Raw genomic sequence first — 13,769 nt, 5'->3', positions numbered from 1 at the left:
TCGATCGATTGGGGGACAACAGAACCCGACCAGTCTAAGCGGCGGCGCCCCTGCGGCGATCTCGTAGGCTGGCACACGTGAAGAGTCCCGTCCAAGATGTCCCTGCCTGGTCCGGATACCCGCACCGTGAAGGCATCTCCGAGCAGCTCAGCCTCACCCTCAGCCTGAACGGCAGGACGCTTCATGCCGAGGCGCACCTATGGCGATTCCCCGCAGCTCCCGGTCCGCTCGCACACGCCTCGGACGGTGCTCAGAGCAGAGCCGCACCTCGGATGCTCATGATCCACGGCTTTCGAGGCGATCACCACGGGCTTCAGCTCATGGCCGATGCGCTGCCCGAGTTCGAGCTCATGGTCCCTGACCTGCCCGGCTTCAATGCCGCACCCCCGTCACAGACGACGCAGGCAGTCGCGTCGAGCACACCCTGGAGGTCTACGCGGCGTATGTCTCCGCCGTGAGTGAGGCACTGCGCCTGGGCTCCGGGGATCTTCTGCTGGGCCACTCGTTCGGAACCATCGTCACCGCGGCCCACGCCGCACACACTGAGCTGCCCTGGGCTGGTCTCATCCTCAGCGCACCCGTGAGCGAGACCATCTTCAGATGGCCCGCCATGGTGGGAGCGGCGGCCGTCGAGGCCTACTACCAGCTCAGCCGGATCCTGCCCGAACGGGCAGGACACGCGCTGCTGCGATCCGAGACGATCATGGAGATCACCAATGTCTCCCTCATCAGCAGCCGCGACCCGGCCCTGCGCGAATACGTGCGCGATCAGCACCGCCGCTTCTTCGGGGCTACTCCGACATTGCGACGCTCCTCGACGCCTACCGGGCCTCAAGCAGAAGCACAGCCGCTGACTTCGCCGAGGGTCTGAGCCTGCCTGTGCTGCTGGCTGCCGGAGCGGAGGACAGCCTCGGCACCCCTCAAGGGCGACGTCGGCTGCGTGATGCGCTCCCCAAGGTCACCTCGAGCTGGTGCGCGGAGTGGGGCACCTCATTCATTACGAGAAGCCCGCTGAGCTGGGACGCTCCGTACGACGCTTCGCCCGCTCGCTGCAGCTGCTCTGACACAGGACTGCAGGCATGCTCAGATCTGCAGGCTCTCCGCATCGTCGACCGCAATGCGCAGGGACCTTCCTGCCCGCTCCGCGCCGCTGAGGCACTGGTGGTGCGACGCACCCTGCGGACTTCGCCCACCACCTGCTCCGCCTGAGCGAAGCTGAAGAACAGCAGCCAGCGGAGCTCTCCATTGTCCGTCGACGCTGGCCCCACCCAGTCCAGCCCGGCCGGAAGGCTCAGCGCAGCCACGAAGTCCTCCGCCTCGGCCCGCTGGCCCGTCAGACTGAGCATCCGCACCGCGGGCGGCAGGCCCAGGTCTCGGCGTCGGTGCAGCTCACGGCGCGCAAAGCCCACCGGATCCCAGCGAACCAGGGCCCCGTGAGCTCCTCGTCAGCCGCCGTCACCACCACCGTCCCTCCCTCAGCGTGAGGGCGCACCAATGACGCAGCTCGAAACCACCGGGCCAGGACTCTGCGAGGCACGTCCAGTCCCTCTCGCTGCAGCTGAGCGTCCCCGTCCAGGAGCAGGGCAGAGGCGTACCCCTCCTCCGCCACCGGCTCCACACCGGGAGTGGAGACGACGATCGCAGGCCGATCGCCGATCGGTTCGGCGGGCTGATCGCCGGTTGAGGAGATCACAGGAATGTTCGGAAACGCACGTCCGAGCTCCTGGGCGGTGCGCTCAGCGCCGCGCACTGCGGCTCGCAGCTCCGTGGAGCCGCACTCAGCACACCGATGGTCACGGTGGTGCAGCCCGCACCACCGGCAGCGCAGCGTCCGCGACTGGCCGTGGTGCGGGGAAGAGCGAGCGGACCATGGCAGTTCGGGCACTCCTGGCGACTCCGGCATCGGGCGCACAGCACCGCCGGAACAAATCCGCTGCGTCCGACCTGAACCAGCACCGGCCCGCGCTCGAGACCCTGTCGCGCCGCACGGTAGGCCACCTCCGGCATCCGGGCCCGCTGAGCTGCCGGATCCCGGCTCTGCTGGTACGAGTCGGCCGAGGCGATGATCTGAGGACTCCACGCCCTGCGCTCGGTGCGGTCCGGAGCCTCCTCAGCCAGCCACCCGCGCTCTACGAGCCGCTGCACCTCAAGGCTGCGATGAGCCGAGAGGAACGTGACGTCCGCGCCGGTCTGGACAGCTCGCAGCAGGGCCACATCACGAGCGTGGTGGTAGGGCGCCCGAGGCTCAGCGTGCGAGGGATCATCGTCATCCAGCATCACGATGTGACCCAGATCAGCGACCGGTGCGAACATCGCAGACCGGGTGCCGACCACTATCCGCGCCTGCCCGCAGCGCACCCGCAGATACGAGCGGTACCGCGACGTCGGACCCATATCGGAAGTCAGCTGAGCGACCAGGTCGGCCCCGAAAGCGGCCTCCAGCGCAGCGAGCGCGGCCTCGGCATCGCGCTGATCGGGCAGCACCACCGCCGCACCCGGTCCCTGCCCAGGGTCGGAGACTCCCCCACCGTCCGCTGCACAGCCGCGACAATCTGCTGCGGCCACGCCGCAGAGCCGTAGGACTTCAGAACCAGATGAGCCGTCCGCTGAGGCTCGAGGGCCTGTTAGCCGGTGGTGGCCGCTGCCGCAAAGTCCTCCGGTACGAACTCAAGCTCAACACGAGCGGCCCGTCGGGGCACGGCGGCGCGAAGCACATCGGACGTCACCCCGCCGCAGCGCCGGGCCACCTGGCCTGCCAGCTCAATGACCTCCGCAGAGAGAACAGGAAGCGCCGAGACAACCTTCGTGATCATGCTCAGACGTGCCCCAGTGCTCGCCTCCTGCCGGCGAGCCAGCACCCACGCAGAGAACTCGCGCCCGGAGAACCGCACCTTGACCCGTCCGCCCGGGACCACAGTCTCTGAGAGATCCATGGGCACGGCGTAGTCGAACGGCCTGTCCAGGTGAGGCACAGGAGAGTCCAAGAGCACCTGGGCGATCGGCAGCTCCTCCGTCGCGCCCGCCGGAAGACGAGCCGCCGACGGGGCGGGCGCGTCCAGCAGCGCCGGCTGAGAGGCAGAGCGTTCCATCACCCCCGATGCTATGCCCTGGCGCGGACACATCCTGAGGTTTCAGCCGCGGAAGGCGCTGTGGCCTGTGATCTCCCGCCCCACGATGAGGCTGTTGATCTCATGGGTGCCCTCGAAGGTGTAGAGAGCTTCAGCATCTGCATGGAAGCGCGCGAGGTCGTTCTCCAGGAGCACGCCGTCCCCGCCGAGCAGCTCGCGGCCCCAGGCGGCGGTCTCGCGCATGCGCGCGCAGACCCACGACTTGCCCAGAGCTGCCTGCGCGTGGCTCACCGCGCCGTCGGCGCCGCCCTGCTGCTCAGCGAGCTCGGCGAGCTGGACTGCCATTCCCAATGAGGCGGTGACGTTGCCGAGCATGCGCACGAGCTTCTCCTGCACCAGCTGGAAGCTGCCGATGGGCCGTCCGAACTGCTGGCGCCGCTTCACATACGCCAGAGTGTGCTCGTAGGCACCGGCCTGCAGGCCGACGGCATTCCAGACCACGTCAGGCCGGAGGGTGCGGAAGGCCGAGCCGAGCTCCTCGAAGGAGGAGATGCGCGGCAGCCGGTCCGCCTCAGACACCTCCACATCGTCGAGAAAGATGTGGGCGTTGTGGACCATGCGCACGGCGGTCTTGCCCTGGATCTTCTCAATCCGCACTCCGGGCGCGTCGGTGCGGACCAGAAACACCCGCAGCTCCCCTGTCGAGGAATCCTTGGCGGGCACCAAGGCGTACTGCGAATAGGCAGCGTTGCCGATCCACCGCTTCTGGCCGTTCAGCACCCACCCATCGCCCGCAGGCTGAGCCGAGGTGCTGAGCCCTCCGGCGATGTCCGAGCCGTGCTCCGGCTCCGTCAGAGCGAAGCATCCCGTCATGCGGAAGCTCTCGATGTCTGCCTGCACCGACGAGTACTGCTCGGGTGTGAGCCCCATGCGCATCACACCGTTGAACATGCCGATCTGACCGCCGATGAGTATCGCCAGAGAGCTGTCCGTCCGCGAGAGCTCCAGATTGCGGAAGCCCACGAAGAGCGGACGCACCTCCTCCCCGCTTCTCGCAGCTCCCACGAGTTCACGAAATCACCGGCTGCGAACTCGTGCCGGAGAAACTCCGGGGCGTCGCCGACTCCCAGTGCTCGGCGAGAATGGGTTCCGCACGTTCGCGCAGGAAGGTGCGGAGCCTGCGCAGCGCAGCCTTTTCGGCGACCGTCAGGCGGTCCGCGAATCCGTAGAAGTCCCCAGGACCCACGGGATTCAGCTCGGACTGGTCGGGCATCATGTCTCCTGCGACGCGGCTTCTCGCGCCGTCTCTTTCACAGCCTTCATGTTGACTTTCCCGGCCGGAGTGCGATCCAGACTCTGCCGGACAGCCACGATCCGAGGCTTCTTGTAGCTTACCAGGCGCTCCCGCACCCATGCACGCAGGTCGTCGGCGGTGATGGAGCTGACGTCCTCGACGCCCACCACAGCACAGACCTGCTCGCCCATGCGCCTATCCGGCAGGCCGAAGACCACCGCGTCGTGGACGGCCGGGTGCTCCAGGAGCGCCTGCTCCACCTCGGCGGGGTACACCTTCTCGCCTCCGGTATTGATCACCGCAGAGCCGCGGCCGAGGAACTCGATGTGCCTGTCCTCGTAAGCCTCCACGTAGTCGCCCGGGCGCACGTGGCGGACCCCGTCGATCACCGGGTATGTCTCCAGGCTGCGCTCCGGCTCATTGAGGTAGCCCTTCGGGAGGGCTCCCGGAAGGCCAGAATGCCGGTGGATCCGGGCGTGTCCTGCACCTGGTTGTTGCCTTCGTCCAGGACCACACCCCCTCTGTGAGACGGAACCGCGTGGCAGATCCGCCTCTGAGCGGGTGATCGCCATGGCGTAGGGCCCGCCCTCGCTGGAGGCGAGGATGTCGAAGATGCTCAGGGCGCCACACGGTGGAGCCGGGCCTTGGTCTCGTCGCTGAAGCGCATTCCTGAGCTCAGCACCGACTGGACGGCCAGCTCGTCCCGATCCGGGTGCTCCTCGAAAGCCTCCACGGCGGGAAGAGCGACCGCATCGTAAGCGACGATCAGCTGCGTGACATGCTCTCTGATCGCCAGGTCCGCGGCAGCTCGTGCGTCGAGGCTCGCGTTGGGGTTCACCACCACAGTGCCCCCGACGTTCAGGGTGTTCGTGGACATGAACAGAGCCGTGGCGTGGATGAAGGGGGCCAGCGGAAGTGTGTTCACCTGAGGCGTGGACTCGCTGGTCGCGATGCCGACGGCCTGCTCGAGCGTCTCGGGTATGTCTAGGCCGATGGGCGGATAGGTTGAGCTGCCCTGAATGTCCATCAGGCCGCCTATCTCCCACACCACCGCCTTGGGCCTGCCCGTGGTGCCGCCGGTGAAGATGTACAGCTCACCGTCAGGGCTGATGGGCCCCGAATCCTCGTGCCTCGGACCCTGCAGCAGCTCGTCGAAGCTGATGGCCCCCTCAGGGCCGCGGCCCTGAGGGGCTGAGTCATCGTCGATCTCCACCCACAGGGCCGGGGCGCTCTCATCGAGGAGACGCTGCGCCTCGGCAGCCTCCTCCCGCGAGGCCGCCCGGTACAGCATGGCCTTGGGCTGGGACGTCTGCACCAGCTCCGCCACTTCGGCGCCGCGATACCGGTAATTCATCGGCGCCGGGGTGGCACCCAGCTTCAGGCATGCGTAGAAGGCGATAAGGAACTCGGCGGTGTTGTGCAGATAGAAGCCGACCGCATCGCCGGATCGCACCCCGTGGGAAGACAGCGTGCCCGCAGCCTTTTCTGCGAGCTGCTCGAACTCCTCGTAGGTGTACCGACGATCGCCTGAGACCAGGGCGATCTTCTCCGGGCGGGTGCGCGCTATCTGCTGCCAGATGTTGGCGTGATTCTCGCGCACAGCGTCATCCCCTGTCTCCTGATGGGGCACCGGCCGGGTGCTCAGTGGGATCGGGCTTGGGACCCATGCCGGACGGCTGGGCCTTGGAGGCCAGCTGCTCCTGCCAGGTTCTGCCGAGGGCTTCGACGTCCCAGCCTTCGGATGCGTCGACGGTCTCCAGCTCCGCGGGGTGGGAGTAGAGGGTGAGCCGGTCGCCGCCGAGGCCGATGGCCTGCCCTGTGACCTCCTGTGCCTGCTCGCTGGCCAGCCACACGATCAGAGGGTGACGTCCTCCGGGCTGCCCAGAGCGTGGTCGGTGCGCGCAACCTTCGGCAGCGGCAGACCGTTCTCGTAGGCCTCGGCCCACTCCTTGTAGACAGGAATGGTGGCGGTCATGGCTGTCATGGCGGTGGGGACCACTACGTTCACCGTGATCTTGTCCCTCGAGAGCTCCATGGACCATGTGCGGGCCAGCGCCACGATGCCCGCCTTGGCAGGGGCATAGTTGGACTGGCCGAAGGACCCGAACTGGTAAGCCGGGGAGCCGATGAGGATCAGACGCCCGCCCTCGCCCTGAGAGCGCATCTGCTGCAGGGCCGCCTTGCCGCAGGTCCACGTGCCCTTCAGGTGCGTGCCGATGACGGCGTCGAAGTCCTCCTCCGACATCTTCCACGACACGCGGTCCCGCAGGATTCCGGCGTTGGTCACCATGATGTCCAGGCGCCCGTACTCGGCGACGGCGGTCTCGACGAGGCGCTGGGCCTCGGCCTCCGGCCCGACGCGGCCCGGAGCGGCGATCGCCTTGCCGCCTCCTTCAGTGATGTCCGCAGCGGCCCCTTCGGCGGCCTTCTCGTCGGCGTCGTTGACGACGACCGAGGCGCCGGCAGCAGCCAGTGCCAGGGCATAGCAGCGGCCGAGGCCTCGACCCGCGCCGGTCACGATGGCAACTTTGCCGTTCAGCTCAGCTGATCCGACCTTCTCCCGCAGCTCTGCGAGTGTCTTGTGCTCGTTCATGGACGTTCCTCTCATCGGTAGTAGCGCAGGACCTGCTGTGCGAAGCAGGCTGGCTTGTCGTTTCCTTCGACGTCCCAGGTCAGGTCGGCGTGCACCTGGTAGCCGCCTGAGATCTCCTTGACCTGGGTCACCGTGCCGTGAACGCGGATGCGGCCCTCAGCGGGCACGGGTGCGGGGAACCGCAGCTTGTCGAGCCCGTAGTTGATGCCGGAGCTGATGTCTTTGACCTCAAAGACCTCTGCCATCAGCGGGACGACGCGGCTGAGGGTGAGGTAGCCGTGTGCCACGATGGTGCCGAACGGGCTGCGGGCCGCAGCCTCGGCGTCCACGTGAATGGGGTTGTGGTCGCCTGAGATGTCTGCGTACCGACTGATGTCCTCCTGGGTGAGGGTCTCCCAGCTGGACGGGCCGAAGCTCTGGCCCTCGATGCTGGGCAGATCCTCGATGCTCACGGAAATGGGGTTCTGGGGAGCGGATGACATGTGTACCTCCATAGCTCGACGAAAAAACTTGACCTGGGTCACATTGAGTATCAGGTAGCCTTAATCATGAGGTCAAATCCTTGTCTCGCTGGATGAGATCTGATCACGAGGAGGTGACGGCTATGCTGAGCGGACTCCTGAACACCGAGACTGTCGCGAGGACGTATGGACCAGATCACTTCAGAGGATCCCGGGGCGGGATGGTTTCTGTACATGCTGAAGCTCATCGAGACCGGGTTCCGCCCCTCGCTGGAGCAGGCCCTCTCCGCGCACGGCCTCAGCGCCGCCCAGTACACGGCGCTGTCCGTGCTGCGCACACGCCCCGGGATCACCTCATCGGAACTGGCTCGTCGCTCATTCGTGAGAGCGCAGTCGATGGCCGAGACCGTCTCCGTGATGCAGGAGCGTCGCTGGATCACCCGCGACCAGGACCCCACCCACGCGCGGCGCCTGCTGCTCCACACTGCGCCCGAGGGCCTCCGGGTCCTCGCAGCGGTCGAGGAGCCCGTCTCACGCACCGAGGCCCAGCTCCTCGAAGGACTGAGCCGGGAGGCCGCCGACCAGCTGGCTCTGACCCTTCGCACCATGCGCCGGAACCTGCGGCAGCTCAACAACCAAGCACCCTGAGCCCCTAAGGAGCACTATGAACACCTCCCTGCCAGAGAACATCGTGGCCATCGACGTCCACACCCACGTCCTCGCCTCGGCCGATGTCCCCGACGACTCCGCCGAGCACGCAGAGCACAACGAGGCGATGCAGAAGTACTTCGGGCGAGACTTCAAGAACCCCACCGTCCACGACCTCGCTGCCACCTACCGCGAGCAGAACATGATGTGCGTGGTCTTCTCCGTGGACACCAGCTGGGCCACCGGCGAGCCCAATCCGGTCACCAACGATGAGATCATCGAGCTGGCCGCCCAGTACCCGGAGACCATCATTCCGTTCTCCAGCGTGGATCCCCACGGCGGAATGCGCTCCGCACGCGAAGTGCGCCGACTGGCCGAGGCCAGAACCCGCGGCTTCAAGTTCCACCCGAGCTACCAGGCCTTCTACCCCAACGACCGCAGCTTCTACCCGATCCTCGAGGCGATCGAGGAGACCGGCACCGTCGCCCTGTTCCACAGCGGCCACACCGGCGCAAGCGTACGTAGCCGGGCGGCGGCGGCATCCGGCTGAAGTTCTCCAACCCCATGCACGTCGACGACATCGCCGTCGACTTCCCGGATCTGAAGATCATCCTCGCCCACCCGTCGTTCCCGTGGCAGGACGAGGCTCTGTCCGTGGCCCTGCACAAGCCTCATGTGCACATCGACCTCTCGGGCTGGTCGCCCAAGTACTTCCCACCGAACCTCGTTCAGCACGCCAGGACGCTGCTCAAGCACAAGATGCTCTTCGGCACTGACTTTCCGCTGCTGACGGCTGAGCGCTGGATGAGGGACTTCGACCAGCTCGGGTACGACGACGACGTGAAGCGCCTCATCTACCTCGAGAACGCAGCCCGTCTCTTCGGCTTCTCTGACGGCAGCTGACAGGGTCGCCCGCGTAAACAGACGATCGGGTGCATCGGCTTGACTTGATCAACAGGTAGCCTGATACTGAATGTGGCATGAGTCACAAGTAGTAGTGACCTCTCCCCTGTCCCGAGGAATTCGGAACGGGCATCTCCAGCGACTCAACGAGGGATCCCCATGAAACACAGACTCAAGACAACCGGCGCTCTCTGCTCCCTGGTGGCCTTGACGCTCACCGCTTGCGGAGGCAACGGCGACGGCGGCGACAATGGCGGCGCAGCCAACGGCGACGACGCCGCCGACGGCGAGCTCACGGAGATTTCCTGGGGTTCTCTCCATCGCACCCTCCGCCGCGGTCCAGTACGGCCTCGACAACGACATCTTCGAGGAGCACGGGTTCGACGTGACACTCACGCCGGGCCAGGGCGCGGCCGCGATGCTCCCAGCCGTGCAGACCGGGGACATGGACTATGCCATCGGCAACGCGCTCTCAGTGCTCGTCGCCGTCGACCAGGGCCTGGACATGCGAATCCTCACCGGATACTCGCACTCCTATGCTGAGGGCGACGACATCAACGGCGTCGTGGTGCGATCCGATGACGACGTCGAGTCGTGGGTAGGCCTCGAGGACCTCTCCGTGGCGGTCAACGTGCTCAACGGTCAGGAGACCTCACCATCATGGAATCCGTCGCTGAGGACGGCGGAGACCCGGATGCGCTGGGACTCACCGAGGTGGACTTCCCGGACATGGCCGCGCAGCTCGAGCGCGGCAACATCGACGCCGCCTGGCTGCCGGAGCCCTTCCTCTCGCAGGCTCTGGCTGAGGACGAGTTCGAGCTCCTGGGCTATCCCAACCAGGAGGTCATTCCCGGCCTGCCCACCATGATCAGCTTCACCTCCGGGAGCGGGCAGACGCAGAGCCCGAAGAGGTTGAGCAGTTCCAGGACGCTCTCACGGACGTCCTCGAGCAGGCTGAGGGAGACCCCGAAGGCGTGGCTTCGTCACTGGCAGAGTTCCTCGACCTGCCTGAGGAGGCGGCCGCCAACGTCAACATGGAAGAGTTCGACGGCGACCCGCGGCAGGACCAGCTCAGCGACATGGTCGACCTCATGGTGGAGTACGACTTCATCGATGAGGAGATCGATCTCGACTCGGTCATCGTCGAGTAGCAGCGCAGCTGCTGAGCAGGCCCCGTGCTCCCCCACCGTCCCAGGACGCGTGGACCGCACGGGGCCTGCTTCGCTGTGCAGTCCCTCTGGAGCGCCGACTACGCAGACGCCGCTGCGGACGCTGCGAGCAGCTGCGACGCGAGCTGAACGATCGACTCTGCGGCCTGCGCCTTTGTTCCTGTGACTGTTCCGGCCTCACCGAGAGGTCGAGGTCCGCTCCGCGGCCGTGGAGGCGAATACCTGGATGCTCGTTTCGTCCTGGCCGAACACGAGACCCTCGCCCACTTGGTTGAGCACGAGGAGATCGCATCCCTTGCGCTGAAGCTTCTCGCGAGCAAGATCTGCGGGGTCTGCATCGGCTGAGCCTGTCTCAGCGGCAAAGCCTACGATGACCTGAGGAGCGCCTGAGCTCTCCCGGCGGCGCACGGCTTCGGCGAGAATGTCGGGGTTGCGCTGAAGCTCGATCACCGGCGACGTTCCGTCGTCAGTCTTCTTGATCTTCGCCTCGGCGTATGCCGCGGGCCTGAAGTCCGCGACCGCTGCGGCCATGAGAAGCACGTCGGAGGTAGGCGCAGAGGCGAGGACCGCGGCCAGCATCTGGTCCGCCGTCTCTGTTCGCTCCACCACAATGCCTTCGTCTGCATGCGGCACCGTCGTCTCCGCCGTGCCCAGAATGAGCCGGACGTCGGCGTAAGCAGCAGCAGCTGCCCGTGCCAGTTCGATGCCCTGCTTGCCGGAGGACCTGTTGCCCAGGAAGCGCACTGGGTCCAGCGGCTCCCGTGTGCCGCCTGCGGTGACGACGACGGCGCGTCCGCGCAGAGGTGTGGAGCGGAGATCTTGGGCCTCTTCATCACGCACGGCCGCAGACGGAGCGGCCCGGATCCCTGCAAGGTGCTTCTGAGCGCGTTCGAAGATCTCGTCGGGCTCGGGCAGTAAGCCCTTGCCGGTGTCTTTTCCGGTCAGGCGCCCCTCCGCCGGTTCCATCACGTCGAAGCCGCGCTCGCGCAGGACACTGACGTTCTCGGTCGTAGCTGGGTTGCGCCACATCTCCGTGTGCATCGCGGGGACGAGCAGCTTGGGCGCCTCGGAGGCCAGGATGCTCGATGTGAGCAGATCGTCTGCTCGGCCTCCCCTGATCTTGGCAAGCACGTCCGCAGTGGCCGGGGCGACCACAATGAGGTCGGCTTCCTGGCCCAGCCGCACATGCCGGACCTCATCCACGCCCTCGAACACCCCTGTGGTGACGGGGCGGCCGGAGAGTGCCTCCCAGGTGGCCTTGCCGACGAATTCCAGCGAGGAGGGAGTGGGAACCACGTCGACCTCACAGCCGGACTCCCTCAGCAGTCGCAGAAGGGTCGCGCTCTTGTAGGCTGCGATGCCCGCTGTGACGCCGAGAAGTACGCGCATAGGCGCTGGGTCAGCCCTCTTCGCCGTAAGCCTCGACGAACTCAGCCTGCGGGGCGCTGAACGCAGCGGCTTCGTCGTCGGCAGTGCGGGGCCGCATCACCAGGAGGTCCTCGTGGACCTCGCGCAGGGCGATGGAGAGCGGCTTCTCGTTGAGCTTGGTCTCGACGAGAGGGCCGATGTGCTCGAACAGGCCCTGGTGCAGCTGGGCGTAGTAGTTGTTGATCTGACGCGCACGCTTGGAGCCGAAGAGGACGAGGGCGTACTTGGAGTCAGCCTTCGCGACGAGCTCGTCGATAGGTGGGTCGATGATGCCTTCAAGCTGGTTCACGGAGAGATGCTTCCTTTAGACGTCGATTTCTGGGTCCAGGCCCATGCGTGAGATGAGTTCACGGGCGGCACGGTCGATGTCATCGTTGACGATGGTCACATCGAACTCGGATTCTGCCGCAAGCTCTATCCTAGCGGTTTCGAGGCGCCGCTGTCGCTCCTCCTCATCCTCGGTGCCTCTGCCGGCGAGCCGAGAGACCAAGTCGTCGAAGCTGGGAGGCGCCAGGAAGACGAACTGCGCACCCGGCAGTAGGCTGCGCACTTGGCGGGCCCCTGCAGGTCGATCTCGAGGAGCACGCGCTTGCCTGCGGCAACAGCCTGCTCGACGGTGGACTGCAGCGTTCCGTAGCGGTGACGGCCATGGACGGTGGCCCACTCCAGAAACGAATCGGCCGCGATGAGCTCGTCAAACTCCTCGGGGCTGATGAAGCGGTAGTCCTCACCGTCGACTTCAGCGGCGCGCGGCGGCCGTGTCGTCGCCGAGACTGAAAAGTGCACCTGCGGGTAGTGCGTACGAATGTGCTTGCTCAGCGTCGACTTGCCCACCGATGTGGGTCCGGCGAGAACCGTGGCCTGGGGAGCTTCTGACATTGGGCCGATTGTGCCATACCTGCCGCGGCCCCACTGTCCCGACACCTCTGACCGGCTACGCGAAGGAGGCAAGCCGGTCGGTCAGCGCACGGCGCTGCTTGACTCCCAGTCCGCCCAGCCTCCGATTCACCGAGACGCCGAGCTCATCGCAGATCCTGACCGCAGTGACTCGGCCGATCCCCGGGAGGGCTTCGAGAAGCTCTGTGCACCTGAGTCGAGCGATCGCCTCCTCCGCATCGGCCCGCTCGAGGACCTGCGTGAAGCTGAGGGCGCCTGCGCCGAACTCACGTTTGACCTGCGCCCGTGCGCTTCGGGCCTCAAGGCCTTTTCCCGTGCGCGGTCGCGCTCTTCCTGGCTGAGCTGTCGAAGTGCCACGGCGCTCTCCTCGAAAGGTGGGGTCTTCCCGTACGGACATGTTCTGTTCGCTGAATGTAGCCGCAATCGATGTAAGGGGCAACATGTCCGGACGGTGACCGCGCCGATCGGCACCAGTCGCGACGAAGGGCGCTCTCGCCCGTCAGCGGTCCAGATCCTTTCGGGCGCGTTCCAGCGCGTCGACCAGGGCCGCCGGGTCTGGACCCCGGCCCAGAATCTCCCGGGAGGAGTTCACCAGAACCTGGGGCCAGGCGGGGCCGAAATCCTCGCGCATGCGCCCGGCTGAAGCCCCTGAGCTCCGTACCCAGGAGCGAGCACGGGCGGCCTACCGATGGTGAGGTCGATGTCGTACTCCTGGGCGTACCGGGCGGTGGTGGCGCCCACGACCAGGCCCACGTCTCCGAGGCTGCCGTCGTCATTGCCGGACGCGGCGTTGGCCTGCGCAGCGGCAGCCACCACCGAACCGGCCGCAGTTCTGCCGTCCGCACCTCGAGCAAGCTGCAGCGCCGCGCCTTCGGGATTGCTGGTCAGCGCGAGCGCAAAGATTCCCGTCCCGTAGGTCCGTGCGGCATCGACGGCTGGCTGCAGCGCGCCGAATCCAAGATATGGGCTGACCGTCAGGGCGTCAGCTCCCAGAGGAGCCGCGGGGTTCAGCCACGCCTGCGCGTAGGCAGCCATGGTCGATCCGATATCCCCGCGCTTGGCATCGGCGATGACGAGGAGTCCCGCATCCTGCGCGGCCTGCTGAACCTCCGCGAGCACGGACAGCCCCTCCGGCCCGTACGCCTCGAAGAACGCCACCTGGGGCTTCACGACACCCACGCGGCCTGCGGCTGCCTCCACCGTTCGCAGACCGAACTCGCGCAGCCCGTCCGGCGAGGCCCCAGACCCCACGCCTGCAGCAGTGAGGCGTGAGGGTCGATGCCCAGGCACAGGCGCCCGTGCTCCCCA

The 13,769-nt window shown here is 66.6% G+C and carries 20 protein-coding genes and 3 pseudogenes; 8 read left to right on the top strand and 15 right to left on the bottom strand.

What is annotated here, in order from left to right:
* Positions 1-77 precede the first annotated feature (77 nt).
* The 3 genes from K0H76_RS10620 to K0H76_RS10610 are packed head-to-tail and all read left to right on the top strand — an operon-like array spanning position 78 to position 1,209.
* Positions 78-458 (top strand): hypothetical protein, encoded by a 381-nt coding sequence (locus tag K0H76_RS10620; RefSeq protein WP_258932964.1) that lies wholly within the window; start codon positions 78-80, stop codon positions 456-458.
* Complete coding sequence (locus K0H76_RS10615) at positions 455-871, top strand: lysophospholipase (protein WP_258932963.1); 417 nt, start codon at positions 455-457, stop codon at positions 869-871. The genes K0H76_RS10620 and K0H76_RS10615 overlap by 4 nt, the downstream gene beginning before the upstream one ends.
* Before the next feature lie 8 nt (positions 872-879).
* On the top strand, positions 880-1,209 hold the full coding sequence (locus K0H76_RS10610) for a hypothetical protein (RefSeq protein WP_258932962.1): 330 nt from the start codon (positions 880-882) through the stop codon (positions 1,207-1,209).
* A 124-nt stretch (positions 1,210-1,333) separates the two neighbouring features.
* Here the strand turns inward: K0H76_RS10610 and K0H76_RS10605 are convergent, their stop codons facing one another.
* The 10 genes from K0H76_RS10605 to K0H76_RS10560 form a co-directional block, all read right to left on the bottom strand.
* Positions 1,334-1,693 carry a hypothetical protein gene (locus K0H76_RS10605; RefSeq protein ID WP_258932961.1) on the bottom strand — a complete coding sequence of 120 codons (360 nt, stop codon included), beginning with the start codon at positions 1,691-1,693 and terminating at the stop codon, positions 1,334-1,336.
* Positions 1,690-2,487, bottom strand: a complete 798-nt coding sequence (locus tag K0H76_RS10600; RefSeq protein WP_258932960.1) for a hypothetical protein — start codon at positions 2,485-2,487, stop codon at positions 1,690-1,692. The genes K0H76_RS10605 and K0H76_RS10600 overlap by 4 nt, the downstream gene beginning before the upstream one ends.
* A 137-nt stretch (positions 2,488-2,624) precedes the next feature.
* A complete protein-coding gene (locus tag K0H76_RS10595; RefSeq protein WP_258935384.1) occupies positions 2,625-3,089 on the bottom strand; it encodes a hypothetical protein in 465 nt (154 codons plus the stop codon).
* A gap of 42 nt (positions 3,090-3,131) precedes the next feature.
* Positions 3,132-4,106 carry an acyl-CoA dehydrogenase family protein gene (locus tag K0H76_RS10590; protein ID WP_258932959.1) on the bottom strand — a complete coding sequence of 325 codons (975 nt, stop codon included), beginning with the start codon at positions 4,104-4,106 and terminating at the stop codon, positions 3,132-3,134.
* Between the two features lie 31 nt (positions 4,107-4,137).
* On the bottom strand, positions 4,138-4,344 hold the full coding sequence (locus tag K0H76_RS10585; RefSeq protein WP_258932958.1) for a hypothetical protein: 207 nt from the start codon (positions 4,342-4,344) through the stop codon (positions 4,138-4,140).
* Entirely contained in the window at positions 4,341-4,934 is a 594-nt protein-coding gene (locus tag K0H76_RS10580; RefSeq protein WP_258932957.1) for a hypothetical protein, read from the bottom strand. Before K0H76_RS10580 ends, K0H76_RS10585 begins: the two co-directional genes overlap by 4 nt.
* A gap of 44 nt (positions 4,935-4,978) precedes the next feature.
* Positions 4,979-5,962: an AMP-binding protein gene (locus tag K0H76_RS10575; RefSeq protein WP_258932956.1), complete on the bottom strand. Its 984-nt coding sequence runs from the start codon at positions 5,960-5,962 to the stop codon at positions 4,979-4,981.
* 4 nt (positions 5,963-5,966) lie between these two features.
* Positions 5,967-6,215, bottom strand: a complete 249-nt coding sequence (locus tag K0H76_RS10570) for a hypothetical protein (protein WP_258932955.1) — start codon at positions 6,213-6,215, stop codon at positions 5,967-5,969.
* Between the two features lie 2 nt (positions 6,216-6,217).
* Positions 6,218-6,955 carry an SDR family NAD(P)-dependent oxidoreductase gene (locus K0H76_RS10565; RefSeq protein ID WP_258932954.1) on the bottom strand — a complete coding sequence of 246 codons (738 nt, stop codon included), beginning with the start codon at positions 6,953-6,955 and terminating at the stop codon, positions 6,218-6,220.
* A gap of 11 nt (positions 6,956-6,966) precedes the next feature.
* Positions 6,967-7,407, bottom strand: a complete 441-nt coding sequence (locus K0H76_RS10560; protein ID WP_258932953.1) for a MaoC family dehydratase — start codon at positions 7,405-7,407, stop codon at positions 6,967-6,969.
* 195 nt (positions 7,408-7,602) lie between these two features.
* Here K0H76_RS10560 and K0H76_RS10555 point away from each other — a divergent pair, with 195 nt between their 5' ends.
* From K0H76_RS10555 to K0H76_RS10535, 5 genes are all read left to right on the top strand, one after another.
* Positions 7,603-8,064, top strand: a complete 462-nt coding sequence (locus K0H76_RS10555) for a MarR family transcriptional regulator (protein ID WP_258932952.1) — start codon at positions 7,603-7,605, stop codon at positions 8,062-8,064.
* Between the two features lie 16 nt (positions 8,065-8,080).
* Positions 8,081-8,614, top strand: coding sequence for an amidohydrolase family protein (locus tag K0H76_RS10550; RefSeq protein WP_258932951.1), 534 nt, complete (start codon positions 8,081-8,083; stop codon positions 8,612-8,614).
* Positions 8,615-8,628: 14 nt separating this feature from the next.
* Positions 8,629-8,967: an amidohydrolase family protein gene (locus K0H76_RS10545; RefSeq protein WP_258932950.1), complete on the top strand. Its 339-nt coding sequence runs from the start codon at positions 8,629-8,631 to the stop codon at positions 8,965-8,967.
* A 250-nt stretch (positions 8,968-9,217) separates the two neighbouring features.
* Entirely contained in the window at positions 9,218-9,835 is a 618-nt protein-coding gene (locus tag K0H76_RS10540) for an ABC transporter substrate-binding protein (protein ID WP_258932949.1), read from the top strand.
* 106 nt (positions 9,836-9,941) lie between these two features.
* Entirely contained in the window at positions 9,942-10,118 is a 177-nt protein-coding gene (locus K0H76_RS10535; protein WP_258932948.1) for a hypothetical protein, read from the top strand.
* Positions 10,119-10,313: 195 nt separating this feature from the next.
* Here K0H76_RS10535 and coaBC read toward each other — a convergent pair whose 3' ends face one another.
* The 5 genes and pseudogenes from coaBC to pyrF all read right to left on the bottom strand — a co-directional run bounded on the left by coaBC (position 10,314) and on the right by pyrF (position 13,753).
* On the bottom strand, positions 10,314-11,525 hold the full coding sequence (coaBC, locus tag K0H76_RS10530) for a bifunctional phosphopantothenoylcysteine decarboxylase/phosphopantothenate--cysteine ligase CoaBC (RefSeq protein ID WP_258932947.1): 1,212 nt from the start codon (positions 11,523-11,525) through the stop codon (positions 10,314-10,316).
* Between the two features lie 10 nt (positions 11,526-11,535).
* Positions 11,536-11,853, bottom strand: coding sequence for a DNA-directed RNA polymerase subunit omega (gene rpoZ / locus K0H76_RS10525; protein ID WP_258932946.1), 318 nt, complete (start codon positions 11,851-11,853; stop codon positions 11,536-11,538).
* A 15-nt stretch (positions 11,854-11,868) separates the two neighbouring features.
* A pseudogene (gene gmk / locus K0H76_RS10520) lies at positions 11,869-12,443 on the bottom strand (guanylate kinase).
* 55 nt (positions 12,444-12,498) lie between these two features.
* Positions 12,499-12,818, bottom strand: a pseudogene (locus K0H76_RS10515) (DNA-binding protein).
* A 142-nt stretch (positions 12,819-12,960) separates the two neighbouring features.
* Positions 12,961-13,753 (bottom strand): annotated as a pseudogene (gene pyrF, locus K0H76_RS10510) (orotidine-5'-phosphate decarboxylase).
* Positions 13,754-13,769: the final 16 nt, after the last annotated feature.

It is taken from the genome of Nesterenkonia pannonica (genome assembly GCF_019575955.1).
GTDB classification, from domain to species: domain Bacteria; phylum Actinomycetota; class Actinomycetes; order Actinomycetales; family Micrococcaceae; genus Nesterenkonia; species Nesterenkonia pannonica.
This window is presented reverse-complemented; position numbering and strand designations above follow the sequence as displayed.